Annotated in this window: 22 protein-coding genes and 2 tRNA genes; 14 read left to right on the forward strand and 10 right to left on the reverse strand. The window is 56.0% G+C overall.

Going from position 1 to position 19,684, the window contains the following annotated elements; genetic code table 11:
- Positions 1-30 precede the first annotated feature (30 nt).
- The 6 genes from HEQ34_RS01420 to aroA all read right to left on the reverse strand — a co-directional run bounded on the left by HEQ34_RS01420 (position 31) and on the right by aroA (position 4,856).
- Positions 31-116, reverse strand: a tRNA-Leu gene (locus tag HEQ34_RS01420).
- A 57-nt stretch (positions 117-173) separates the two neighbouring features.
- Positions 174-452, reverse strand: coding sequence for an integration host factor subunit beta (locus tag HEQ34_RS01425; protein WP_296196381.1), 279 nt, complete (start codon positions 450-452; stop codon positions 174-176).
- 215 nt (positions 453-667) lie between these two features.
- The gene (gene rpsA, locus HEQ34_RS01430) at positions 668-2,374 is read right to left on the reverse strand and encodes a 30S ribosomal protein S1 (RefSeq protein WP_296196383.1); all 1,707 of its coding nucleotides are present in this window, start codon (positions 2,372-2,374) and stop codon (positions 668-670) included.
- Positions 2,375-2,623: 249 nt separating this feature from the next.
- Entirely contained in the window at positions 2,624-3,250 is a 627-nt protein-coding gene (locus tag HEQ34_RS01435) for a d(CMP) kinase (protein ID WP_296196386.1), read from the reverse strand.
- Positions 3,247-3,525, reverse strand: coding sequence for a hypothetical protein (locus tag HEQ34_RS01440; RefSeq protein ID WP_296196388.1), 279 nt, complete (start codon positions 3,523-3,525; stop codon positions 3,247-3,249). The genes HEQ34_RS01435 and HEQ34_RS01440 overlap by 4 nt, the downstream gene beginning before the upstream one ends.
- Complete coding sequence (gene aroA, locus HEQ34_RS01445; protein ID WP_296196391.1) at positions 3,522-4,856, reverse strand: 3-phosphoshikimate 1-carboxyvinyltransferase; 1,335 nt, start codon at positions 4,854-4,856, stop codon at positions 3,522-3,524. The genes HEQ34_RS01440 and aroA overlap by 4 nt, the downstream gene beginning before the upstream one ends.
- 155 nt (positions 4,857-5,011) lie before the next feature.
- On the opposite strand from aroA, the gene HEQ34_RS01450 reads away from it, so the two are divergent.
- The 8 genes from HEQ34_RS01450 (at position 5,012) to HEQ34_RS01485 (ending at position 11,073) form a co-directional block, all read left to right on the forward strand.
- Entirely contained in the window at positions 5,012-5,329 is a 318-nt protein-coding gene (locus HEQ34_RS01450) for an FYDLN acid domain-containing protein (protein WP_296196393.1), read from the forward strand.
- Between the two features lie 74 nt (positions 5,330-5,403).
- Positions 5,404-5,479: transfer RNA gene (locus HEQ34_RS01455), tRNA-Ala, on the forward strand.
- A 162-nt stretch (positions 5,480-5,641) separates the two neighbouring features.
- Positions 5,642-6,694: a GTPase ObgE gene (obgE, locus tag HEQ34_RS01460; RefSeq protein ID WP_296196395.1), complete on the forward strand. Its 1,053-nt coding sequence runs from the start codon at positions 5,642-5,644 to the stop codon at positions 6,692-6,694.
- 129 nt (positions 6,695-6,823) lie between these two features.
- Positions 6,824-7,948: a glutamate 5-kinase gene (gene proB, locus HEQ34_RS01465; protein ID WP_296196397.1), complete on the forward strand. Its 1,125-nt coding sequence runs from the start codon at positions 6,824-6,826 to the stop codon at positions 7,946-7,948.
- Positions 7,945-8,853: an NAD(P)-dependent oxidoreductase gene (locus tag HEQ34_RS01470; RefSeq protein WP_296196399.1), complete on the forward strand. Its 909-nt coding sequence runs from the start codon at positions 7,945-7,947 to the stop codon at positions 8,851-8,853. The genes proB and HEQ34_RS01470 overlap by 4 nt, the downstream gene beginning before the upstream one ends.
- Positions 8,854-8,943: 90 nt before the next feature.
- Positions 8,944-9,189, forward strand: coding sequence for an acyl carrier protein (locus tag HEQ34_RS01475; protein ID WP_296196401.1), 246 nt, complete (start codon positions 8,944-8,946; stop codon positions 9,187-9,189).
- 20 nt (positions 9,190-9,209) lie between these two features.
- Positions 9,210-10,409 carry an aminotransferase class I/II-fold pyridoxal phosphate-dependent enzyme gene (locus HEQ34_RS01480; protein ID WP_296196406.1) on the forward strand — a complete coding sequence of 400 codons (1,200 nt, stop codon included), beginning with the start codon at positions 9,210-9,212 and terminating at the stop codon, positions 10,407-10,409.
- 10 nt (positions 10,410-10,419) lie between these two features.
- The gene (locus HEQ34_RS01485; protein WP_296196409.1) at positions 10,420-11,073 is read left to right on the forward strand and encodes a YoaK family protein; all 654 of its coding nucleotides are present in this window, start codon (positions 10,420-10,422) and stop codon (positions 11,071-11,073) included.
- Here the strand turns inward: HEQ34_RS01485 and HEQ34_RS01490 are convergent.
- From HEQ34_RS01490 to HEQ34_RS01500, 3 genes are read right to left on the reverse strand one after another with little or no spacing between them, the layout of a single operon-like run.
- On the reverse strand, positions 11,070-11,993 hold the full coding sequence (locus tag HEQ34_RS01490) for a hypothetical protein (RefSeq protein WP_296196411.1): 924 nt from the start codon (positions 11,991-11,993) through the stop codon (positions 11,070-11,072). The genes HEQ34_RS01485 and HEQ34_RS01490 overlap by 4 nt on opposite strands.
- 33 nt (positions 11,994-12,026) lie before the next feature.
- On the reverse strand, positions 12,027-12,998 hold the full coding sequence (locus tag HEQ34_RS01495; RefSeq protein WP_296196414.1) for a diacylglycerol kinase family protein: 972 nt from the start codon (positions 12,996-12,998) through the stop codon (positions 12,027-12,029).
- Between the two features lie 10 nt (positions 12,999-13,008).
- Complete coding sequence (locus HEQ34_RS01500; protein WP_296196602.1) at positions 13,009-13,458, reverse strand: DUF2141 domain-containing protein; 450 nt, start codon at positions 13,456-13,458, stop codon at positions 13,009-13,011.
- 155 nt (positions 13,459-13,613) lie between these two features.
- Here HEQ34_RS01500 and lptF point away from each other — a divergent pair, with 155 nt between their 5' ends.
- From lptF to HEQ34_RS01525, 5 genes are all read left to right on the forward strand, one after another.
- A complete protein-coding gene (lptF, locus tag HEQ34_RS01505) occupies positions 13,614-14,852 on the forward strand; it encodes an LPS export ABC transporter permease LptF (protein ID WP_296196417.1) in 1,239 nt (412 codons plus the stop codon).
- 3 nt (positions 14,853-14,855) lie between these two features.
- Positions 14,856-15,944, forward strand: a complete 1,089-nt coding sequence (gene lptG / locus HEQ34_RS01510; protein ID WP_296196421.1) for an LPS export ABC transporter permease LptG — start codon at positions 14,856-14,858, stop codon at positions 15,942-15,944.
- A 35-nt stretch (positions 15,945-15,979) separates the two neighbouring features.
- On the forward strand, positions 15,980-17,131 hold the full coding sequence (locus HEQ34_RS01515; protein WP_296196424.1) for an N-acetyltransferase: 1,152 nt from the start codon (positions 15,980-15,982) through the stop codon (positions 17,129-17,131).
- Positions 17,132-17,210: 79 nt separating this feature from the next.
- Complete coding sequence (locus HEQ34_RS01520) at positions 17,211-17,915, forward strand: NRDE family protein (RefSeq protein ID WP_296196426.1); 705 nt, start codon at positions 17,211-17,213, stop codon at positions 17,913-17,915.
- Positions 17,916-17,983: 68 nt separating this feature from the next.
- A complete protein-coding gene (locus HEQ34_RS01525; protein ID WP_296196427.1) occupies positions 17,984-18,409 on the forward strand; it encodes a hypothetical protein in 426 nt (141 codons plus the stop codon).
- Between the two features lie 141 nt (positions 18,410-18,550).
- On the opposite strand, the gene HEQ34_RS01530 is transcribed toward HEQ34_RS01525, so the two are convergent.
- Positions 18,551-18,877, reverse strand: coding sequence for a DUF952 domain-containing protein (locus HEQ34_RS01530; RefSeq protein WP_296196430.1), 327 nt, complete (start codon positions 18,875-18,877; stop codon positions 18,551-18,553).
- 180 nt (positions 18,878-19,057) lie between these two features.
- On the opposite strand from HEQ34_RS01530, the gene HEQ34_RS01535 reads away from it, so the two are divergent.
- Entirely contained in the window at positions 19,058-19,669 is a 612-nt protein-coding gene (locus tag HEQ34_RS01535) for an outer membrane beta-barrel protein (RefSeq protein ID WP_296196432.1), read from the forward strand.
- The last annotated feature ends 15 nt before the right edge of the window (positions 19,670-19,684 follow it).

Here is a 19,684-nt window from a genome sequence, read left to right on the forward strand (position 1 = left end):
GAAGTGATTCAAAGGGCGCCTAAGGCCAATTGGTGCGGATGGCGGGACTCGAACCCGCACGCCCAGAAGGACAACAGATTTTAAGTCTGTAGCGTCTACCATTCCGCCACATCCGCTTAGCCATGCGCAGACAGCATTACGCCCGCAGGGTCAAGTGCCTTTGCACAAACGGGTTATTTGTTGAGGCTTTCGCGGACCTCTTTGCCCGGTTTGAAATAGGGTACGCGCTTCGATGGCACTTCGACCGATGCGCCGGTGCGCGGGTTGCGGCCCTTGCGTGGGCTGCGGGCGCGGGTCGAAAAAGCGCCAAAACCGCGTAATTCAACACGCCCACCATCGGAAAGACGTTGAATGATCTGGTTGAAAAACAGATCGACGATCTTTTCGATTTCCTCTGTTTTGAGCTCCAGATTCTCGGCTTCAAGCTTTTTGATCAACTCGGAACGGATCATATTGTGTCCCTCTCTTACGGTTTTTTAATGCGACGCAGCGCGATTATCAAAGTTCACGTTACAAAGCTTTACAATAATTTCGTGACGTTGCCATAAATTTTTCATTATTACAACGGTCTTCCAATCATTTCGTGCCAAAAGCATAAAAAAACCCGCTCCTCTTGCAAGGAGCAGGTTTTTATTACGGCATTTTGGATGATAGCTTTAACCGAAGCTTACTTCTTCACGCCCTTGAGTGCTTCACCCAAGATGTCGCCAAGCGATGCGCCGGAATCGGACGAACCATATTGCTCAACGGCTTGCTTTTCTTCGGCCAGTTGGAGCGCCTTGACCGAGAAGTTCGGCTTTTTCGAGCGGTCGAAACCGGTGACCATCGCATCAAACTTCTGACCAACCTGAAAGCGGTCGGGACGTTGCTCGTCACGGTCACGGCCAAGGTCGGCGCGCTTGATGAAGCCAGTTGCACCATCTTCGCCCGCTTGCACTTCAAGTCCGCCATCGCGCACTTCAAGAACGGTCACGGTGGTGGTGCCACCCTTCTTCAGGCCGCTTGCCGAAGCAGCGCCGGCTGCCGATGGTGCACCCTTTTCAAGCTGCTTGATGCCAAGCGAAATGCGCTCTTTCTCGGCGTCAATGTCGAGAACGATTGCCTTGACGGTTTCGCCCTTGCGGTGAAGGTGCAGGGCCTCTTCGCCGGTGATGCCCCAGGCGATGTCGGACATGTGGACCATGCCGTCAACGTCGCCGTCCAGACCAATGAAGAGACCAAATTCGGTCGCATTCTTGACTTCGCCTTCAACGGTCGAACCAACTGGGAACTTGTCCGCGAACGATGCCCATGGATTGTCGTGCGCTTGCTTGAGGCCAAGCGAAATGCGGCGTTTCTCCATGTCGATGTCGAGAACGACAACGTCGACTTCTTGTGAGGTCGAAACGATTTTGCCCGGGTGCACGTTCTTTTTTGTCCATGACATTTCCGAAACATGGACCAGACCTTCGATACCGGCTTCGAGTTCGATGAACGCACCATATTCGGTGATGTTCGTGACTGAACCCTTGAGCTTTGTACCGACTGGGTACTTGGCAACCGCTGCATCCCAAGGATCGCTTTCCAGCTGCTTCATGCCCAGGCTGATGCGCTGCGTGTCCTTGTTGATACGCACGATCTGAACCTTGACGGTATCACCAATGTTGATGACTTCGCTTGGGTGGTTGATACGCTTGTAGCTGATGTCCGTGACGTGGAGCAGGCCATCAATGCCGCCCAGGTCAACGAACGCACCATAATCGGTGATGTTCTTGACAACGCCGTCGATGATTTGCCCTTCGGCGAGGTTCTGGATGAGGCCAGTGCGCTGCTCTGCGCGGGTTTCTTCCAATATGGCACGACGCGATACAACGATGTTGCCACGCTTGCGGTCCATTTTAAGGATGACGAATGGTTGGGCGATGTCCATCAATGGCGCAACGTCGCGCACGGGACGGACGTCAACCTGGCTGCCGGGCAAGAATGCCACTGCGCCGCCCAAATCAACGGTGAACCCACCCTTCACACGGCCAAAGATAACGCCGTCCACGCGATTGCCCGCGTCGAATTCGCCTTCAAGCACATCCCAAGCGGCTTCGCGACGGGCGCGATCGCGGCTGAGCATGGCTTCGCCGTTCATATTTTCTACGCGGTCAACGAAGACTTCGACTTCGTCGCCAACCTTCAGGTCGGCTTTTTGGCCGGGCATAGCGAATTCACGCAGCGCCACACGGCCTTCGGATTTGAGACCCACATCGATGACGGCATGGTCATTGTCGATTGCGGTTACGGTGCCTTTTACGACGCGGCCTTCAAAGCCACCGTCTGCGCCACCAAGTGATTCGTCGAGAAGTGCCGCGAAATCGTCGCGGGTCGGGTTTGGCGAAGTTGCCATAGGTTAGAGTGTCCTTACGTACATTTTGTCCGGCCAGTCGGTTGGTTCCGACGGTCTTTGACCAGAGTTGCCCTGATGCCCGAATAGCAGCAAAGCGTTCAAAAACGGTGCATATCGAACCAAATCACCACGTCATGCTGAACTTGTTTCAGCATCCATCCATCAACTTAGACCAAGGGTCAGCGAGGCGAAATGGACCCTGAACCAAGTTCAGGGTGACGGTGTGTTCTATCGATACACGCCGGCTACTTAGCTCTTGCGAAGTTGAGACTCCACCAAAGCAATCGCAGCTTGAACGGCGTCGCCTATAGTCAAATCGCCGGTATCAAGCAATAGCGCGTCTTCCGCCGGTTTTAACGGCGCATCGGCGCGGCCCGTGTCGCGCGCATCGCGCGCCTGAATGTCGCCGAGGATATGGGCAAATGCGACATCGTTACCGTGCCTTTGCATTTCATCATATCGGCGGCGTGCGCGGACCTCTGCGGGCGCGGTGACGAACAGCTTCACGTCAGCATGTGGCGCGATGACCGTCCCGATATCGCGCCCGTCAAGCAACGCGCCGCCGGGTTGATTGGCAAAGTCCACCTGCCGCTTGTTGAGCGCCGCGCGCACCACGGGGTGGATCGATACCCGGCTAGCTAACCCGCCAACTTCTTCGTTCCGCAAGCTGGGGTCATCAAGCAAGCTGTCCGGGAACCCGCATCCCGCCAAAGCGTCCGCCGGGTCGTCGGCGTTACCCTGGTGCAATTGCACCTGCCGTCCCACCGCGCGGTAGAGCAGGCCCGTATCCAGAAACGGCAACCCAAAATGCGCGGCGAGGGCCTTTGCCAACGTGCCCTTGCCCGAGGCAGTTGGCCCGTCAACGGCGATGATCATTCGGCCGCGCCTGTATCGACACGGTGCTTCATCAGCGCCTTGGTGATGCCAAACAAAGCAATCGCCATCCAGACGATTTCCAATACCATTGTCGGCAGATTGAAATTCACCGTCAGCGAAATGGTCAGCAAGGCCGCGCCAAGGAAGTTTGCGACGTTGAACCACAATGCGTTCATCTGCGTCGTGAGGTTGCTATACGCAAACGCCGCAACGATGAAGAAGCTCCCGGCAAACCCAATGAGGTCAGCGGCGAAAGGCGATAGATATTCGGTCAATGTTGAACCTGCAGATTATGTAAGATGTTTTCAAATGTCGGAAAACTAGTCGCAATGGGCGACACGTCATCCACCGTTACCGACTGATAACAATGCTGCCCTGCCACGGCGAAGCTCATCGCGATGCGGTGGTCGAGGGCGCTTGTTACCGTCGCGCCGCCTTCTAACGGTTCTCCTCCGCTGCCGTCGATGACAAGGCCGTCTTCGCGTTCTTCGACCCGTGCGCCAATCGCTTTCAAGCCCGCCGCCATGAGCGCGAGCCGGTCGGATTCTTTGACGCGCAGTTCGTCCAGCCCGCTGGTCGTTGTTCGGCCTTGCGCCATGCTGGCCGCGACGAAAAGCACGGGAAACTCATCGATCATACTGGGCGCAACATCGGGTGGCACGTCGATGCCGCGCAACGCCGAGTGCCGCGCAGTGATGTCCGCCACTGGCTCGCCGCCAACCTCGCGTTGGTTCGAATAGGTCAGGTCAGCGCCCATCGCCTCCAGCATCTTGTAAATGCCCGTGCGCGTCGGGTTCATGCCGACATGGGTGACGGTGACTTCGCTACCCGGTGTAATTAGTGCGGCGACAACGAAAAAGGCTGCGGAAGACGGATCGCCGGGAACCTCAATCTGTTGCGGCTGTAACTCTGCTTCGCCCATCAGGCGGATATGCCGCACACCATCGGCATCAACATCGACGGTTAAATCTGCACCAAAACCGCGCAGCATGCGTTCGCTATGGTCGCGGGTGGGCACTGGCTCGATGACTTCGGTGATGCCCGCGATGTTCAACCCGGCCAGCAAGACGGCGCTTTTAACTTGCGCAGAGGCGACCGGCAGACGGTAGCTGATCGGTATGGCAGGCACCAATCCGCGCACCATGATCGGCAGCATCCCGCCGGGGCTTGCCGTAAACTCGGCGCCCATTTGGCTGAGCGGATCAATCACGCGGCCCATCGGGCGTTTGGACAGGCTGGCATCGCCAATGAAGGTCGCGGTTAGCCGGTGGCTGGCGACCAGCCCCATCAATAACCGTGTCGAGGTCCCGCTATTGCCCATGTCGAGCGCGCCAGATGGCTGCATCAAGCCGCCCACGCCAACGCCGTTGACGGTCCATTTGCCTTCACCAGTGCGTTCTATATGCGCGCCCATTGCCCGCATAGCAGTCGCGGTGGCGAGCACGTCTTCGCCTTCTAGCAACCCTGAAATTTTGCTTTCACCCACCGCAAGCGCGCTCAACATAAGCGCGCGGTGCGAAATGGATTTGTCGCCAGGAACCTTAAGCGTGCCGAATAACGCGCCGCTGGGCTGGAAACTGCCGGGTCTGGGTTGTGCGCTGTGCATGATGTTTTGCGCTTTGCGGATGATGCGCGTTCAAGTCAACGACCACAGTAATTTTTGACAGCGGCGCGTCGCTGTGGCAAAGGCCGCGCCAATTAACGGTGATTCACAGATGTGCGTTGCCTTTCCAAACCAGTTTAAAAGGATTTAAGCCCGCCATGATCAAGGCTGAATGGGGAACCAAGCGCACTTGCCCGAAATGTGGCGTTCGTTTTTACGACCTGACCAAGGACGAGCCGGTTGAATGCATCGAATGCGGCAACCAGTGGACGCCAGAGCCAGTTTTGAAATCGAAGCAGCCAATGCCATTTGAAGAAGTCGAAAAGAAAAAGGACGACTCAGATCTGGCCGATGACGACCTCGACATTGACGTCGATGCGGTTGATGGCGACGTTTCGCCGGACAATGATGTTGACTTGGGCGGAGACGAAGATCTTGGCGTTGCCGGCACCGAAGGCGAACCCGACGACATCTAATCTTCGGACTTGATATATACAGGAGCGCCCGCTAGTGGCGCTCCTCACCAAGGCTGTCCAATGGACGGCCAGATGGGGCCTTAGCTCAGCTGGTAGAGCGCTACACTGGCAGTGTAGAGGTCAGGGGTTCGACTCCCCTAGGCTCCACCAACCTTCGACACACGTCATGCTGAACTTGTTTCAGCATCCATTTGCCAGCTTAGCCCGAAGAGTTGAGACGCATGATGGACCCTGAACCAAGTTCAGGGTGACAAGCTCGGGTATTGAACCCAACACTGGCCAAAACCAGCATTCTCCCCTAAAGGCCAATATATGCATTTTCTTGACCAAGCTAAGATTTTTGTCCGTTCCGGCGCAGGTGGCCCGGGCGCGGTCAGTTTTCGGCGGGAGAAATATGTTCAATATGGTGGCCCCGACGGCGGTAATGGTGGCAAGGGTGGTGATATCGTTATTGAGGCAGTGGCCGGGCTGAACACACTCATCGATTTCCGCTATGCGCAGCATTTCAAAGCTATGCGCGGCATTCAAGGGATGGGCCGTGATCGCCATGGCGCTTATGGTGATGATCTTGTCATTCAGGTTCCTGTGGGCACGCAGGTGCTGGCCGATGACGAGGAACGCACATTGTTGCTTGATCTGACTGCAGTGGGACAGCGGGTTGTGTTCCTGCGCGGTGGCGATGGCGGCCGTGGTAACGCATCGTATAAAAGCTCAACCAACCGCGCCCCGCGCGAACATGGTCCAGGCTGGCCCGGCGAAGAAAGATATATCTGGTTGCGGTTGAAACTGTTGGCTGATGCGGGCCTTGTCGGCATGCCGAATGCGGGCAAATCGACGTTCATCAACCAAGTGTCGAATACCAAGGCGAAGGTTGGTGATTATCCGTTCACCACCACGCGCCCGCAATTGGGCGTTGTTGACCATAAGTCGCGTGAATTCGTGCTGGCCGATATTCCAGGCCTTATCGCTGGCGCTGCCGAAGGCGTTGGCATTGGCGACCGTTTCTTGGGCCATATTGAGCGCTGCCGGATCCTCATTCACTTGATTGATGCAACGCAAGATGACCCCGTGGCCGCATGGCACATTGTGTGTGACGAATTGAGCGAATATGGCGCGGCCTTGGATGAAAAGCCCCAGATTGTCGCGCTCAACAAGGGCGATTTGCTTGACCCTGAATTAATGGCCGACATCGCACAGCAGCTTCAGGCCGCTGGCGCGCAGGATGTCATCGCGATTTCCGGCGCGACGGGCCAAGGCGTTGACCTGGTCCTCGACCGGATATTAGAGGCGCTGCCTGCCAAAAGCGGGATTGAAGGCGCAAAGGCCGATGGCATCACCGAGGATGGGACATGGTCGCCGATCTGAACGCTGCGCCCGGCATTCACGCTTCCGTCACCCTGAACTTGTTTCAGGGTCTATCGTGCAGCGGAACCTGCGCTGGAACGGATAAATGGATGCTGGAACATCAGTCACCACCGGTGAAACAAGTTCAGCATGACGCCCGTGGATAAACTCTCACCCGCATCCTGCCCCTTATTGGTGGTCAAAGTCGGCTCATCGTTGCTGGTGCAGCCAGACGGGACTGTGCGGCGGGAATGGCTTCAGACGCTCGTTGCGGACATCAGTGCGCGGCATAAGGCGGGGCAGCGGTGCATCATTGTCACCTCGGGCGCAATTGCGCTGGGCGCCCGCCGCTTGGGCTTTGACAAGGGTGGCCGCGCCAGCCTTGCCGATGCGCAAGCCGCCGCGTCGGTAGGGCAGATTGTGTTATCGGGCATCTGGGCGGACCTGTTGGAAGGTCAGTCCTTGGCCGCAGCGCAGATGCTGGTGACGCTCGATGATCTTGAGGACCGCCGCCGTTATTTAAACATCGCGGCCACGCTTGATCGCCTCTTGGGGGCAGGGGCAGTGCCCGTCATCAACGAAAATGACAGCGTCGCTACCGAAGAAATTCGCTTTGGCGACAATGACCGTTTGGCCGCACGCGTGGCGCAGGCTGCGGGCGCGACGGGCGTGATATTGCTGTCCGATGTTGACGGCTTGTTCGACCGCGCGCCACATTTGCCTGGCGCGGTGTTGCTACCGACGATTGAGAAGATTGACGGCCGCGTGCGGGTGATGGTCGCCGAAGGCTCCTCTTCTGGCATGGGGTCCGGCGGGATGGCATCCAAATTGGATGCCGCAGATATTGCGACGCGGGCCGGGATTGGCCTGGTAATCGCATCAGGCCTGCGCGACCATCCGCTTATGGCGTTGGAGCAGGGTGGGCTTTCGACCTTCTTCGCCCCACGCGAAGGCGCATCGGCCCGCAAAAGCTGGCTCGGCGGACGGCTGACGGTCAAGGGGCGGATCCGAATTGATGACGGTGCGGTACAAGCGCTCCAGAACGGCAGCAGCCTGTTGCCCGCAGGCGCACTGTCGGTAGAGGGCGAATTCAAACGCGGCGATGTCATCGACATCAGCGCCGATGACGGCGTTGCGATTGCACGCGGACTTTCCGAATATGACGCGGTTGATGCGGCGCGTATCTGCGGGCACCGGTCAAGCGAGCTTGCCGCCATATTAGGCACCGTGCCGCGCTCTGTGCTCGTCCACCGCGATCAATTGGTCCTGCTGTGAAGACAGTTGCGCTGACGGGGGCGACGGGGTTTGTCGGGCGGATCACGCTGGATCGATTGGTCGCAGATGGCTGGCACGTGCGCGCATTGACGCGGCGGGACCAGCCCACGACAGCAGGCGTGACATGGGTTCATGGCCGTCTGGATGATGTGGCCAGTCTCAACCTATTATGCAAAGGCGCAGATGCGGTGTTGCATGTCGCTGGCGTCGTCAACGCGCCCGATGCGGCTGGTTTTGAAAGCGGTAATGTAGCTGGCACGGAAAATATGCTCGCCGCTGCCCAAATGGCACATATTGACCGCTTCGTCGCTGTCTCCTCACTCGCCGCGCGCGAACCGGCGCTGTCCTTATATGGCGCGAGCAAGGCCAGGGCCGAAAATCTTGTGAAAGCTTCGCCGCTCGACTGGATCGTCATTCGACCGCCGGGTGTCTATGGTCCTGGCGACACCGAAATGTTTGATATGTTCCGGATTGCGGCCAAGGGCTGGGCTTTGCTGCCGCCGCGCGGGCGCGTGTCCGTCATCCATGTCGATGATCTGGCCCGCTTGCTCGTGACCTTGTTGTCGGCTGAAAATGTGTCGAAACGCGTGTTCGAAGCCGATGACGGGACGGCGGGCGGGTGGAGTCATGAAGCCTTTGCCAAAGCCATCGGCGCGGCGGTCGGCCGCAACATTACGGCACTGCATGCACCGGGCTTTCTTTTGAAATTTGCCGGATGGGCCGATCGTGCGATCCGCGGGCCAATGGCAAAGCTGACGCCGGACCGCGCCAATTACCTTGCGCATCCCGACTGGACTATTGACCCGGACGCTGCGCCAGCGTCGCAGCTTTGGCAGCCGAAAATTCCAACGACTTCGGGCCTGAAAGACACCGCAGGCTGGTATCGCAAGCATGGGTTGATGTAGCGCCTTAACCTTGCCCTTTTGCCGCCTTATTCGCTTGCAATAGCGCGAACAGGCGAGGCATTGGCCGCCAATCATATCGAGGATTTAAGAATGACTGACCGGAGCGAAATGTTTGATCGCCTGAAGGGCTTGATTGAACCATTTAACAAAAAAGGCACCGAAGTTGGTGAAGCAACGACGTTTGCAGGCGACCTTGAATGGGACAGCCTGACCGTTATGGATTTTGTCGCTGACGTCGAAGACAGCTTTGACATCATCATCAGCATGAATTTGCAGGCTGAGATCGAAAATGTTGGCCAGTTGGTCGACGCCGTGACCAAGCTAACTGCTGCTTAAATTTTTCACGAGAGACGGTAATGACTGACTTATTTTCAAAATTTGACGCCTTAATCGCCCAGCGCGAAGGTCTGCTCGCCACCGGCGTAAAAGACCCGTTCAGCCTGGTGATGGAAGAAGTGAAATCGCCCACCGTCGCTGTCGTCAATGGCAAGGAAACGATCCTGCTTGGCACCTATAATTATATGGGCATGACCTTTGACGATGACGTCATTGCGGCAGGCAAGCAAGCATTGGACGAATTTGGCGCTGGTACCACCGGCAGCCGCGTTCTGAACGGCACCTTTCAGGGTCATAAGGAATGCGAAGACGCATTGAAGGAATTTTACGGGATGGACCATGCCATGGTCTTTTCCACGGGCTATCAGGCGAATTTGGGTATCATCAGCACGATCGCTGGCAAGGGCGATTACATCATCCTCGACATTGACAGCCATGCATCGATTTATGATGGCTGCAAAATGGGTGACGCCGAAATCGTCGCCTTCCGTCACAATGATGTTGAGGCACTTGAAAAACGCCTGAAACGGCTTCCTTCGGACGCAGGTAAGCTTGTTGTGCTTGAGGGCGTTTACTCCATGCTGGGCGACGTTGCGCCGTTGAAGGAAATGATCCGCGTTTCGAAAGAGGCCGGCGCAATGATCCTAGTCGATGAAGCGCACTCAATGGGCTTTATCGGCGAAAATGGGCGCGGCGTGGCGGAAGAGCAAGGCGTGCTGGATGATGTCGATTTCGTCATTGGTACCTTTTCCAAATCGGTTGGCACCGTGGGTGGTTTCTGCGTGTCGAACCATCCCAAGTTTGAAATCATGCGGCTGGTTTGCCGTCCTTATGTGTTCACCGCATCGCTACCGCCTTCGGTTGTTGCCTGTTCGGCGGCAAGTATTCGCAAGCTGATGCATAATGGTAACAAGCGCGCGCATTTGTGGGAAAATTCAAAGAACCTGCATCAGGGGCTGCGCGATCTGGGCTTCCAATTGGGCACGCCCAATGCACAAAGCGCCATCATCGCGGTCATCATGCCCGATCTGGAAAAGGGTGCGGCGATGTGGGCAGCGTTGCTTGAAAACGGGCTGTATGTGAACTTGGCACGCCCACCGGCGACGCCCGCAGGTATGACCTTGCTGCGCTGCTCGCTTTGCGCGGAGCATACGAGCGATCAGGTCGCAGATATTCTCGACCGCTTCGAACGCGCCGGCAAGGCTGTCGGGATCATCTGACGGAAAGCTCGTGAACAGGCTTGACCGTAACGCCCGCCTTTTGGCCGTCAGTTTCGCGGCCATGGCGGGCATGGTCGATGCCATTGGGTTCCTTGCCAGTGGCGGGTTTTTCCTGTCTTTTATGAGCGGAAATTCCACACGGCTCAGCGTCGGTCTGGTGGAGGCCGCGCCTTATGTGGGCATGGTTGCTGCGTTGCTGACAAGCTTTGTAACCGGCGTCGTTGCAGGGTCGCTTATTGGCCGCAAGAACACGCTCTCGCCTTCGCGGCGTCAGGCATTCATCCTCATCATCATATCGCTGTTGCTATTTGCCGCGCCACTCATTGCAAACTTTGGATTTCTGCTCATTGGGCTGTGCTTTGCGGCATTCTGCATGGGGCTGGAAAACACGCTTTTTGAACGCGAAGGCTCCGTATCGTTCGGGCTCACTTACATGACAGGAGCGCTTGTTAAAATCGGGCAGGGGCTTGCCACGATGATCAGCGGCGGTCCGCGTTTGGAATGGGTGCCATATCTGTTGCTATGGCTTGGCCTGATCAGCGGCGCTGCGGTTGGCGCGTTGATGTTTGGCATCTTTGGATATAACAGCCTGTGGTTGCCTGCGGCCTATGCCGGCATTTTCGCGCTTGTGCTGTTGGCTCCGCATAACCGATTTGGCGGTTAACGCACGGCCCCTTTTGCCCATAATTTCGGCACCAGAAACAGCGCCGCGACCAATGGCCATTTGCGCTGCCATGGCTGGATGATGATCTGCGTTCCGGCGTGGCGGTTTATCTTCCACGCCAGATAATCAATCCCGCCTGCATAAGTAAACGCGGCCTTGGCAAGCCGTGCGATGGTCAGCAATTTGCCGCGTCGGCGCAATCCCGGCCAACGATTTTTCTCTTGCGCAATTTTGGCGTCCACATCTGGAAATAACAGGATTTTGTCGCCGCGATGCTCGTTCGCTATACGGGTGTGACACAGCGCAGCGATGCCAAAACGGCCATAGCGTTCGGGGTCGAATGCGATGACGGACGATGGCCGGTCTTTGCGTTCGGCGCGCAGTTCGGCGCTATATGTCATCTGGAACCCCAACTGCCACAAATCGAGGACGTCCACCTCACGTTCGGCAAATGCCAATGCTGCATTGAGCAAAGTTGGGGCTGCCCCCGAAATCGCGATTACCGCTGCTTGTCGCGCCTTATCATCGGCGCACCAGGCGAGGCGTGCGGGCTGTGCAAATCTGGCCCAGACCGAAACGGCGGATGCGGCGGGCCGGTTAAGGTGATGAAAGTCGCTTTCGCTTAACACCGCGACTTTGGCGATGAGGCCATTATGTTGAAACGGAAAGACGTTGGGCGGTAGACGGCGGTTCCATTTCGCGAGCCAGCTTTCGCCATAAGCGGCCTTATAGTCAGAAACGATCAGGTAAAAGTCGAGCATCTCGCCCTGCAATTGCTCCGACCGTAAACATGAACCGTAGAATAACACCGCGCGTGCCGCGCCATTAAATTGCGCCGCGATATGCGATGCAAATTCGCTTACGCCCTTCTGCACTGGGATAGCCAATTCTTCAGCGACAAGTTGCGTAAGCGAGAGCATGTCTGTGGCCTTAGCCGCCTTTATGGGCGCTTGTTAAGCGGCCAGTTTCAGGAACGGGACAGGCGGTGTCGAGCGCAGAACGATTGGGCTACCGCGATGGGCCTGAAAAACTTCGCCGTCCAGAACGACATTGCTTTGTTCGCTGTCAATGCGAATGACGTCGCCTTGTTGGAAATGCACGCCGCTCATGGTTGTTTGCCCTAATTTGCCACGCAATGACGCCGCAATCATTTTCAGCATGGCTAATGGTTTTTGGTCAACCGCCAGAAATTTCATCAGCCCGCGTTGCTTGTTGTTGCCCGCTTGGCCGCCCAGCAACAGCTTTTCCAAAGTCGTCACAATCAGCACAGAAAACGTGCCGTGCAATTCACCATTGCGGATGAACGTTATGCTGACCGGCTTGGATCGCGCGGGTAGGAAACGGGATTTTACGCTGACGATTGCCGAAAACATGACGGCAAATACGGTCAAAAAATGGCTAAGCCCATTGGGTAGGCCCAAGGGATAAATTTTGTGCCGACAATATAAAATCGTTTCGGCAAGTCCTGCTCCACCAAGAAACATGCCCAGCACCGGACGCGCACCTTCGCTGCCATCGCTCAGGGCAATGAGTTCGCGCACCACGATATGCTTCGTCATATCGCCTTTTGCGACCTCAATAATCCGCGAAAGTGCCTCCAACGGATCGCCTTCTGCACCCAAGTCCAAGGCGATGAGGTTCGTCTTGCCGTTGGGCAATACAGCCACTGGCGGTGGGGTGCCTTCAAAATGGCCACCATGATAAAGCTCGGTCAGGGCGGATTGAACCGTGCCATCGCCGCCGTTGATGACCAGTACCTTGGGCTTCACGCGGGCAATCATCTCCAACGCCTTGGCAATCTGGCCGATCTCCTCGACCTCATAATGGAATATATCGGGATTTTTGGCGCAATAGGTTCGAACCTCTGGCAACATAGATTTGTTGCCAGTTGAATGCGGGTTAGAAAGGAGCGCCACTAAAGCCAAATAAGAACCCTCACATATATTTCAGGTTGATTGTGATCCGCGTGACCCCGGGGCCTGCGTCAAAAGCGACCTTGTTGACCGATGGCCTGCCCAAGTTCAGAATGCTGATGCTTGGGTTATTCGAAAAACCGCCGCCGTCTTGGCTAATGTCGGTCTTGCCATTGCCATTGCGGTCATGTCGGACAGCGATGCCATATTTGCCTTCGGAGGGAACCGGGACGCAGATATTCATGCTGCCTGCGCTTGCTGGGGTTTCGATGCGGTGGAGCCAACGGCCCTTGGCCAACCAAACGCCGGCAATTGCGGGGTAGGATTGCACACGGACTTTCCCGGTCGCTTCCTTAATGCCGCGCACTTGGACGAGCACGGCCGGCCCGTTGCCCGACGTGCACCGCGACATATCATTATTCAGCTCTTGGCTCGCGACTGCTACACCTGAAACCAGCACCAGACCAACCATAGCCACAAGGGCGACACATTTCTTCATCTGTATACTCCTGGAACTTTATGTCTGTTATCCGCACTTTTTTCGGATAGCATCGATATTGCCCCTGAACCTGTAACCGTCTATCGGGTGAGTTTGCGGCCAAATTAGGGTGACAGGGCGACGATAAATTGAAATTTCTAACTGCCACCGACCGCTATATCTTCCGGCTTGTGATGTTGCCGCTGCTTGCCACACTCGCAATCGCCGCGTCATTGCTGTTGCTGGAAAAGATGCTGAACCTGTTTGACTTTGTGGCAGCAGAGGGCGGGCCGGTCAGCGTCGTTTGGCGGATGCTGGCCAACCTCATGCCCGAATATCTCTCATTGGGTATCCCCATCGGCCTGCTGCTAGGCATCTTGTTGGCCTTCCGTCGATTAGCAACATCTTCAGAACTCGACATTTTCCGCGCAGTGGGCATGAGCTATTTTCGCCTGTTGCGCGTTCCGTTCATGTTCGCAATCGCGCTTGCCGCTATCAATTTCGCGATCGTTGGCTTTATTCAACCAAGTTCGCGCTATTTGTATGAAGAACTGCGCTTTGAACTGCGTTCAGGTGCCTTTGGCGCGAAAGTGCGGGTGGGGGAGTTTAACAATGTCGGCAAAAACCTGACCGTCCGTATCGACGAAAGCCGCGATAACGGCAATGCTCTGTCGGGCTTATTTGTTTTCGCGCAAAGCAACAGCGGGCAGACTATTGCAGTGACGGCGGAGCAAGGCCAGTTTTTGCGGACCGACGACCCTGATACGATCTTGCTGCGGCTCGAAAAAGGAACGCTTGTTCATGACGCGCCAAGTTATGAATCTCCTCGGGTGTTGAGCTTTACGAGCCATGACATCCCCATTCCGTTGCCAAAGATCGAAAATTTCCGCACGCGCGGTGGCAAGGATCGTGAATATCTGATCACTGAATTGATCCAGATCGGCGGTGATGCCCAGAAACCTGCGCTGGACCGCAACCGGGCTTGGGCCAATTTTCACTTCCGCCTGGTGGAAGTCGCAATGATGCTCTTGCTGCCTTTGCTTGCACTGGCGCTGGCGATCCCGCCGAAGCGGTCAACGTCCGCGCTTGGGGTGTTTTTATCAATTGTCATGGTGGTGACCTATCACAAGGTCAACGAATATGCCGAAGGCGTGGGCGGGATGGGCATCGTTGATCCCTTCATTGCCTTGTGGTTGCCATTTTTGATTTTCACAGCGCTGATCCTGTGGATGTACCATATCATTGCGCATGTGCCCGGCGGGCAGCCGATTGGCGCGCTTGAGGTGTTTGCCACAAAGGCTGGCAAATGGGTCAAGGGCGTATTTCGGTTCGGTCGAAAGTCGCGGCTGGCGACCCTTGGCATGCCCGCGTCATCGGCGGAGACGTAGATCATGCATTTTTTCCCGTCGCGTAACATTACAATATATATGGCAAAGCTATTCATCATCCGCAGCTTTGCGGTGCTGATGATGCTCGTTCTTATATTGATGACGCTCGATTTGTTGGGGGAAAGCGGCAAAATTCTGTCGGTTCCCGGAAATGATCAGGGCGATGTTCTGCATTATATTTCGATGCGCGCGCCGCAGATTATTGCACGGTTTCTGCCTTTTTCGGTGTTGCTCGGCACTTTGATCACTTTTGCGGGGCTAAGCCAGAACAGCGAAGTCGTGGCGATGAAGGCCGCTGGATTATCGGCGCATCAGATTTTGGCGCCGATGTTCGTCGCCAGCCTTGGTGTTGCGGTGATATCCTTTGCCTTTAACGATGCCGTCGTTGCGCCCAACACTGCCCAGTTAAAAGTGTGGCAGAAAGCGGAATATGGCGCGGTGGCACCTGATGGCAACGCCCGCAACAATATATGGGTGCGTGAGGGCGATGACCTTATCAATGCGGGCAACGTTGTGGGTTCTGGCGATGATACGGTGCTAGAGGACGTTCGCATATATCTGCGTGCCAATGGCGGATTGCGACAAGTTATCACCGCCACCCGCGCGCGTTACATCGGCGATGCTTGGCAACTTGAGAAAACCAAATCGTTCAATGTGGCGACAACAATCGGAACGACGGCAGATAGCCTCATCATTGGAAAAGGTATCACGCCTGACAGGTTCAATTTGGTTAAAGTCGATGGCGACAGCCTTGCCTTCCTGCCGCTCATGCGCGCAATCGACGATTTAAAGGCCGCTGGACGCCGCACGGATAATCTTGAAGGCATTTTATGGCACAAGCTATCCGGGCCTTTGTCCACATTGTTGATGCCATTGCTTGGCGCAGTGGCGGCCTTTGGCCTTGCCCGCTCCGGCGCGCTCTTTTTGCGGGCGGTCATCGGGATGGCCTTGGGCTTTACCTATTTTGTGGCCGATAACTTTGCGTTGGCAATGGGGAACCTCGGCGCTTATCCGCCATGGATTGCAGCATGGGGGCCTTTTTTGTTGTTCTTCTTGATAGGTGAGACGGTTTTGGTCCGCACCGAAGAATGAACGGTGCAGGACGTACAAGCTTTCAGGGATAGTGTATGACAGATATCAAAATTCGCCTGATTTCGACAAAGGCTGACAAGCAAGCCTTTGTCGATCTGCCTTTCCGCTTATACGCTGGCGACCCGAACTGGGTGCCACCTTTGAAAAGCGACGTCATGGCGACGATCACGCCGGGCAAAAACCCGTGGTTCGAGCATGGCGAAGCACAGCTTTTTCTAGCTGAGCGGGATGGGCATATTGCTGGCCGCATTTCGGCGCATTTGGACTATCTCGCTTTGGCGCAGCCTCCGGAACAGGGCATGGGTCCGGGCGTCGGCAATTGGGGGTTTTTCGAAGCCGAAGACGCCGATGTTGCAAAAGTGCTGTTGGAAACAGCGGAAGGCTGGCTGCGCGACAAAAAAATGGTCCGCGCGCTTGGGCCATTGAGCCTATCGATCTGGGAAGAGCCGGGATTATTGGTGCAAGGCCATGATCACCCCCCGACGGTGCTGATGGGGCATCATAACCCTGCCTATGGCGCGTGGATACAGGCGGCGGGCTATGCTGGTGTCAAAGACCTGTATACCTATCAAATACCGATTGATGTGCCGTTCCCACCCTTGGTGCAACGTATCGTCGCATCGGGTGAGCGTAATGAGCGGATTGTCATTCGGAAGGTCAACAAGGCCAATTTTGATGCCGAAGCGGCCATCATATTGTCGATACTGAACGATGCATGGAGCGGCAATTGGGGCTTTGTGCCGATAACGGATGCAGAAGTCGCCCATACCGGAAAGCAACTTAAGCCCATCGTGTTTAACGATTTGATCCGCATTGCCGAGGTTGATGGGGAGCCCGTGGCATTCATGATGACATGGCCCGATATCAATGAGAAAATCGGCAGTTTCGGGGGATCATTATTCCCGTTCAACTGGGCAAAACTGCTTTGGTGGCTCCGCGCCCCCAAGGTCCGCAGCGTTCGGGTACCGTTGATGGGCGTGGTCAAGAAAATGCAGGCAACACGGTTGGCCAGCCAATTGGCGTTTATGATGGTCACCTATATTCGCGATGCTTCGACTGCCAAATTTGGTGCCTCGCGCGGGGAATTTGGTTGGGTACTGGACGACAATGGCCCGATGCGTTCGGTGGGTGAGGCCATCAATGGTGAGATCAACAAAGTATATCGCATTTACGAAAAGCCGTTGTGATGTCGCGCCCGGAAAATTTATCCCAAAGCGGCCATAAAGGCTGACAGGTGGGCATCACCCGGGCCTATCGGAACAAGATATGTGCGTAGTGTCGATTGCATGGCATGCGCATCCGCGTTGGCAATTGATCGTTGCAGGAAACCGGGATGAATTTCACGCCCGGTCGGCAGCGCCGTTGGGGCCATGGCCAGACGATCCGTCGATTATGGCTGGGCGCGATATCTTATCGCAAGGCACATGGATGGGGGTGAGCAACACCGGGCGCTTTGGCGTAGTTACCAATATCCGAACTCCAGACAGCACGGATCCGCAAAAGGCGTCACGTGGTGCGCTGGTCACTGATTGGCTTGCGCGCGGGGCGTTTCCTGACAATCTGGACAACTTCAACCCGTTCAGTCTGATGATTGGTGATCAACAAGGCCTGCAATATCTGTCGAACCGTCCTGATGAAGTCCGCGCCTCATTAGGGCATGGTGTGCATGGTCTCTCCAATGCGGTGCAGGGCGAACGCTGGCCGCGCAAAGAACGGTTGAACCGTGCGCTCATAAGCTGGCTTGGCGGCAGCGCAGAAGACCCCATGACTTTATTCGGCGTTTTGGGTGATGCCGATGCCACCCAACTGGACGCGCATCCGATATTCATCCGCAACGCTGTCTATGGTACGCGTTGCAGCACAATATTGGCGGTCGGGCGTGATGGTGTCGGGCGCATTATGGAGCGACGTTTTGATAAAGCTGGGAATGGCCTTGGGGAAAGCGCCGAAGCCTTTAACTGGGCACCCTGAAACGCCTGAGGGAACCGTCCTTCTTTATGCGCGTTTGCGTCTATCGACTTTCAGGACAGGATGCCTCCATGACCGAAACAGAAAAGAGCCGACCCATCGGTAAGCCGCCTATAACCGACGCAGGCACCGACAATGCGGGCCCCGTTGACCAAGCGGAGAATACGCCGGAGAGCTTTAACAGCGAGCAAGATGACGAAGCGGCGCAGGCGCAAACCGTGTCCGACGATGCCATCCGGGCTATTGCCGATCGGTCAGCCAATCTGGAAAGCGAACATGGGGGAACCACCAATCCCGCGCAGATCAATCCCGATGATACGCAGGATGTGTTGGACCATATGAACCAGATGGAACGCAGCGGGCAAATCGACATGGACGCCTATCGCGCAGAGCGCAGCGACGACGACGAACCGGACAGCTTTGGTGAGTCGGCGCTGGACCCCGACGACATCGACAGCCGCGACAATCGTGGCGGCAATCCTGACCCTAACGTTTGATAACGTCGCCCACAGTGATGACGAGCATGATGACCGCAAATGATGTGAGCATGCCGGTGAAAATGGCGACGGCGGGAATTTGTACAATGTCCATGTCAGTTTCCTTCAGTTAAGAAGGTCTTTATGGCGTAAAAAATTCCGTCATGCTTTGATCTGGGTCAAATGTCCGATGATCGCGTGCATCGGCAAGTCACCGTAAATATGGGGGAAAAGCGCGCCGCCGCGCGATGGCTCCCATTTGATCACATCCTTAAGTGCTGCTAAATCAACCTCGGCAATGATCAATCCATCCTGACCGGCAAAATGCTTGTCCAGCGTGCCCTGAACCTGATCTTGCGTCGACAGATGGATATAGCCATCCGCCACATCAACTGGCGCGCCTTGAAAGACACCGTCCGCTTCAAATTGTGCCCATTGCGTTGCGGTCAGGATTTTGAATGCGGTGGCTGGTTGCGGCGTGTGTTCCATGCGCCATCCATGTCCAAATCGGACCATTTGGGCAAGCCGGTTTGTGGCAGACCCAAAGCGTGTCTATGATGTCACAGCATTTTGGTTGTTTTATATTCATGAAACTATCCGCGCCGCTGCGGCATTTGGTTAACGACGTCGCAAGTATGGCGTCAGTTTTAATGAAAATGGACACTGAAAATGCGTAAACTTTTAATTGGTGCAGCCTTCCTCTCCACTGCACTTGCAACCCCAGCCTTTGCGCAGGAAGACGCGCCGTTCACAGGGCCACATATCGAAGCGCTCGTCGGTTATGACGATGTGGCCGATGGCGACGGTGATCTCATGTATGGCGTGGCCGCTGGGTACGATTTTCAACTGGGCGGCGTGATTGCCGGTATCGAAGGTGAATTTGCCGATTCCGACGTTAACGGCGCGGCGAATGACTTGGTGACCACGGGCGACTCGTTCCGTTTAAACACTGACCGCGACCTGTATGTCGGCGCGCGTCTTGGTTTCGCCGTTTCGCCTTCAACGATGATCTATGCCAAGGGTGGTTACACCAATGCAAAGTTCGAGGGCCGTTTTGACAATGGCGCGGGCACGATTTTCAACAATGGTGTGACAGCCGACGGCTACCGTATTGGTGCCGGGATTGAACAGAAGTTCAACCTGCTCGGCCCAAGCGGCTTCATCAAGGCGGAATATCGGTATTCTAACTACAAAAATCTCGACATTGGCCAGGATGATTTCGACCGTGAAATCGACGTTGACCGTCATCAGGCCGTTATCGGCCTTGGCGTCCGTTTCTAATCCTTCGGCACCGCC

This window comes from Sphingorhabdus sp. (assembly GCF_023910635.1).
GTDB lineage: Bacteria > Pseudomonadota > Alphaproteobacteria > Sphingomonadales > Sphingomonadaceae > Sphingorhabdus_B.

Excerpts from the sequence above, each read along its gene's own strand:
- HEQ34_RS01475 (WP_296196401.1), top strand. The coding sequence starts at position 8,944 with ATGACTGACCGGAGCGAAATGTTTGATCGCCTGAAGGGCTTGATTGAA.
- HEQ34_RS01450 (WP_296196393.1), top strand. The coding sequence starts at position 5,012 with ATGATCAAGGCTGAATGGGGAACCAAGCGCACTTGCCCGAAATGTGGC.
- HEQ34_RS01480 (WP_296196406.1), top strand. The coding sequence starts at position 9,210 with ATGACTGACTTATTTTCAAAATTTGACGCCTTAATCGCCCAGCGCGAA.
- aroA (WP_296196391.1), bottom strand. The coding sequence starts at position 4,856 with ATGCACAGCGCACAACCCAGACCCGGCAGTTTCCAGCCCAGCGGCGCG.
- HEQ34_RS01500 (WP_296196602.1), bottom strand. The coding sequence starts at position 13,458 with ATGGTTGGTCTGGTGCTGGTTTCAGGTGTAGCAGTCGCGAGCCAAGAG.
- HEQ34_RS01490 (WP_296196411.1), bottom strand. The coding sequence starts at position 11,993 with ATGCTCTCGCTTACGCAACTTGTCGCTGAAGAATTGGCTATCCCAGTG.
- HEQ34_RS01425 (WP_296196381.1), bottom strand. The coding sequence starts at position 452 with ATGATCCGTTCCGAGTTGATCAAAAAGCTTGAAGCCGAGAATCTGGAG.
- HEQ34_RS01515 (WP_296196424.1), top strand. The coding sequence starts at position 15,980 with ATGACAGATATCAAAATTCGCCTGATTTCGACAAAGGCTGACAAGCAA.
- obgE (WP_296196395.1), top strand. The coding sequence starts at position 5,642 with ATGCATTTTCTTGACCAAGCTAAGATTTTTGTCCGTTCCGGCGCAGGT.
- HEQ34_RS01520 (WP_296196426.1), top strand. The coding sequence starts at position 17,211 with ATGTGCGTAGTGTCGATTGCATGGCATGCGCATCCGCGTTGGCAATTG.
- HEQ34_RS01535 (WP_296196432.1), top strand. The coding sequence starts at position 19,058 with ATGCGTAAACTTTTAATTGGTGCAGCCTTCCTCTCCACTGCACTTGCA.
- HEQ34_RS01525 (WP_296196427.1), top strand. The coding sequence starts at position 17,984 with ATGACCGAAACAGAAAAGAGCCGACCCATCGGTAAGCCGCCTATAACC.
- proB (WP_296196397.1), top strand. The coding sequence starts at position 6,824 with ATGACGCCCGTGGATAAACTCTCACCCGCATCCTGCCCCTTATTGGTG.
- HEQ34_RS01435 (WP_296196386.1), bottom strand. The coding sequence starts at position 3,250 with ATGATCATCGCCGTTGACGGGCCAACTGCCTCGGGCAAGGGCACGTTG.
- lptG (WP_296196421.1), top strand. The coding sequence starts at position 14,856 with ATGCATTTTTTCCCGTCGCGTAACATTACAATATATATGGCAAAGCTA.
- rpsA (WP_296196383.1), bottom strand. The coding sequence starts at position 2,374 with ATGGCAACTTCGCCAAACCCGACCCGCGACGATTTCGCGGCACTTCTC.
- HEQ34_RS01530 (WP_296196430.1), bottom strand. The coding sequence starts at position 18,877 with ATGGAACACACGCCGCAACCAGCCACCGCATTCAAAATCCTGACCGCA.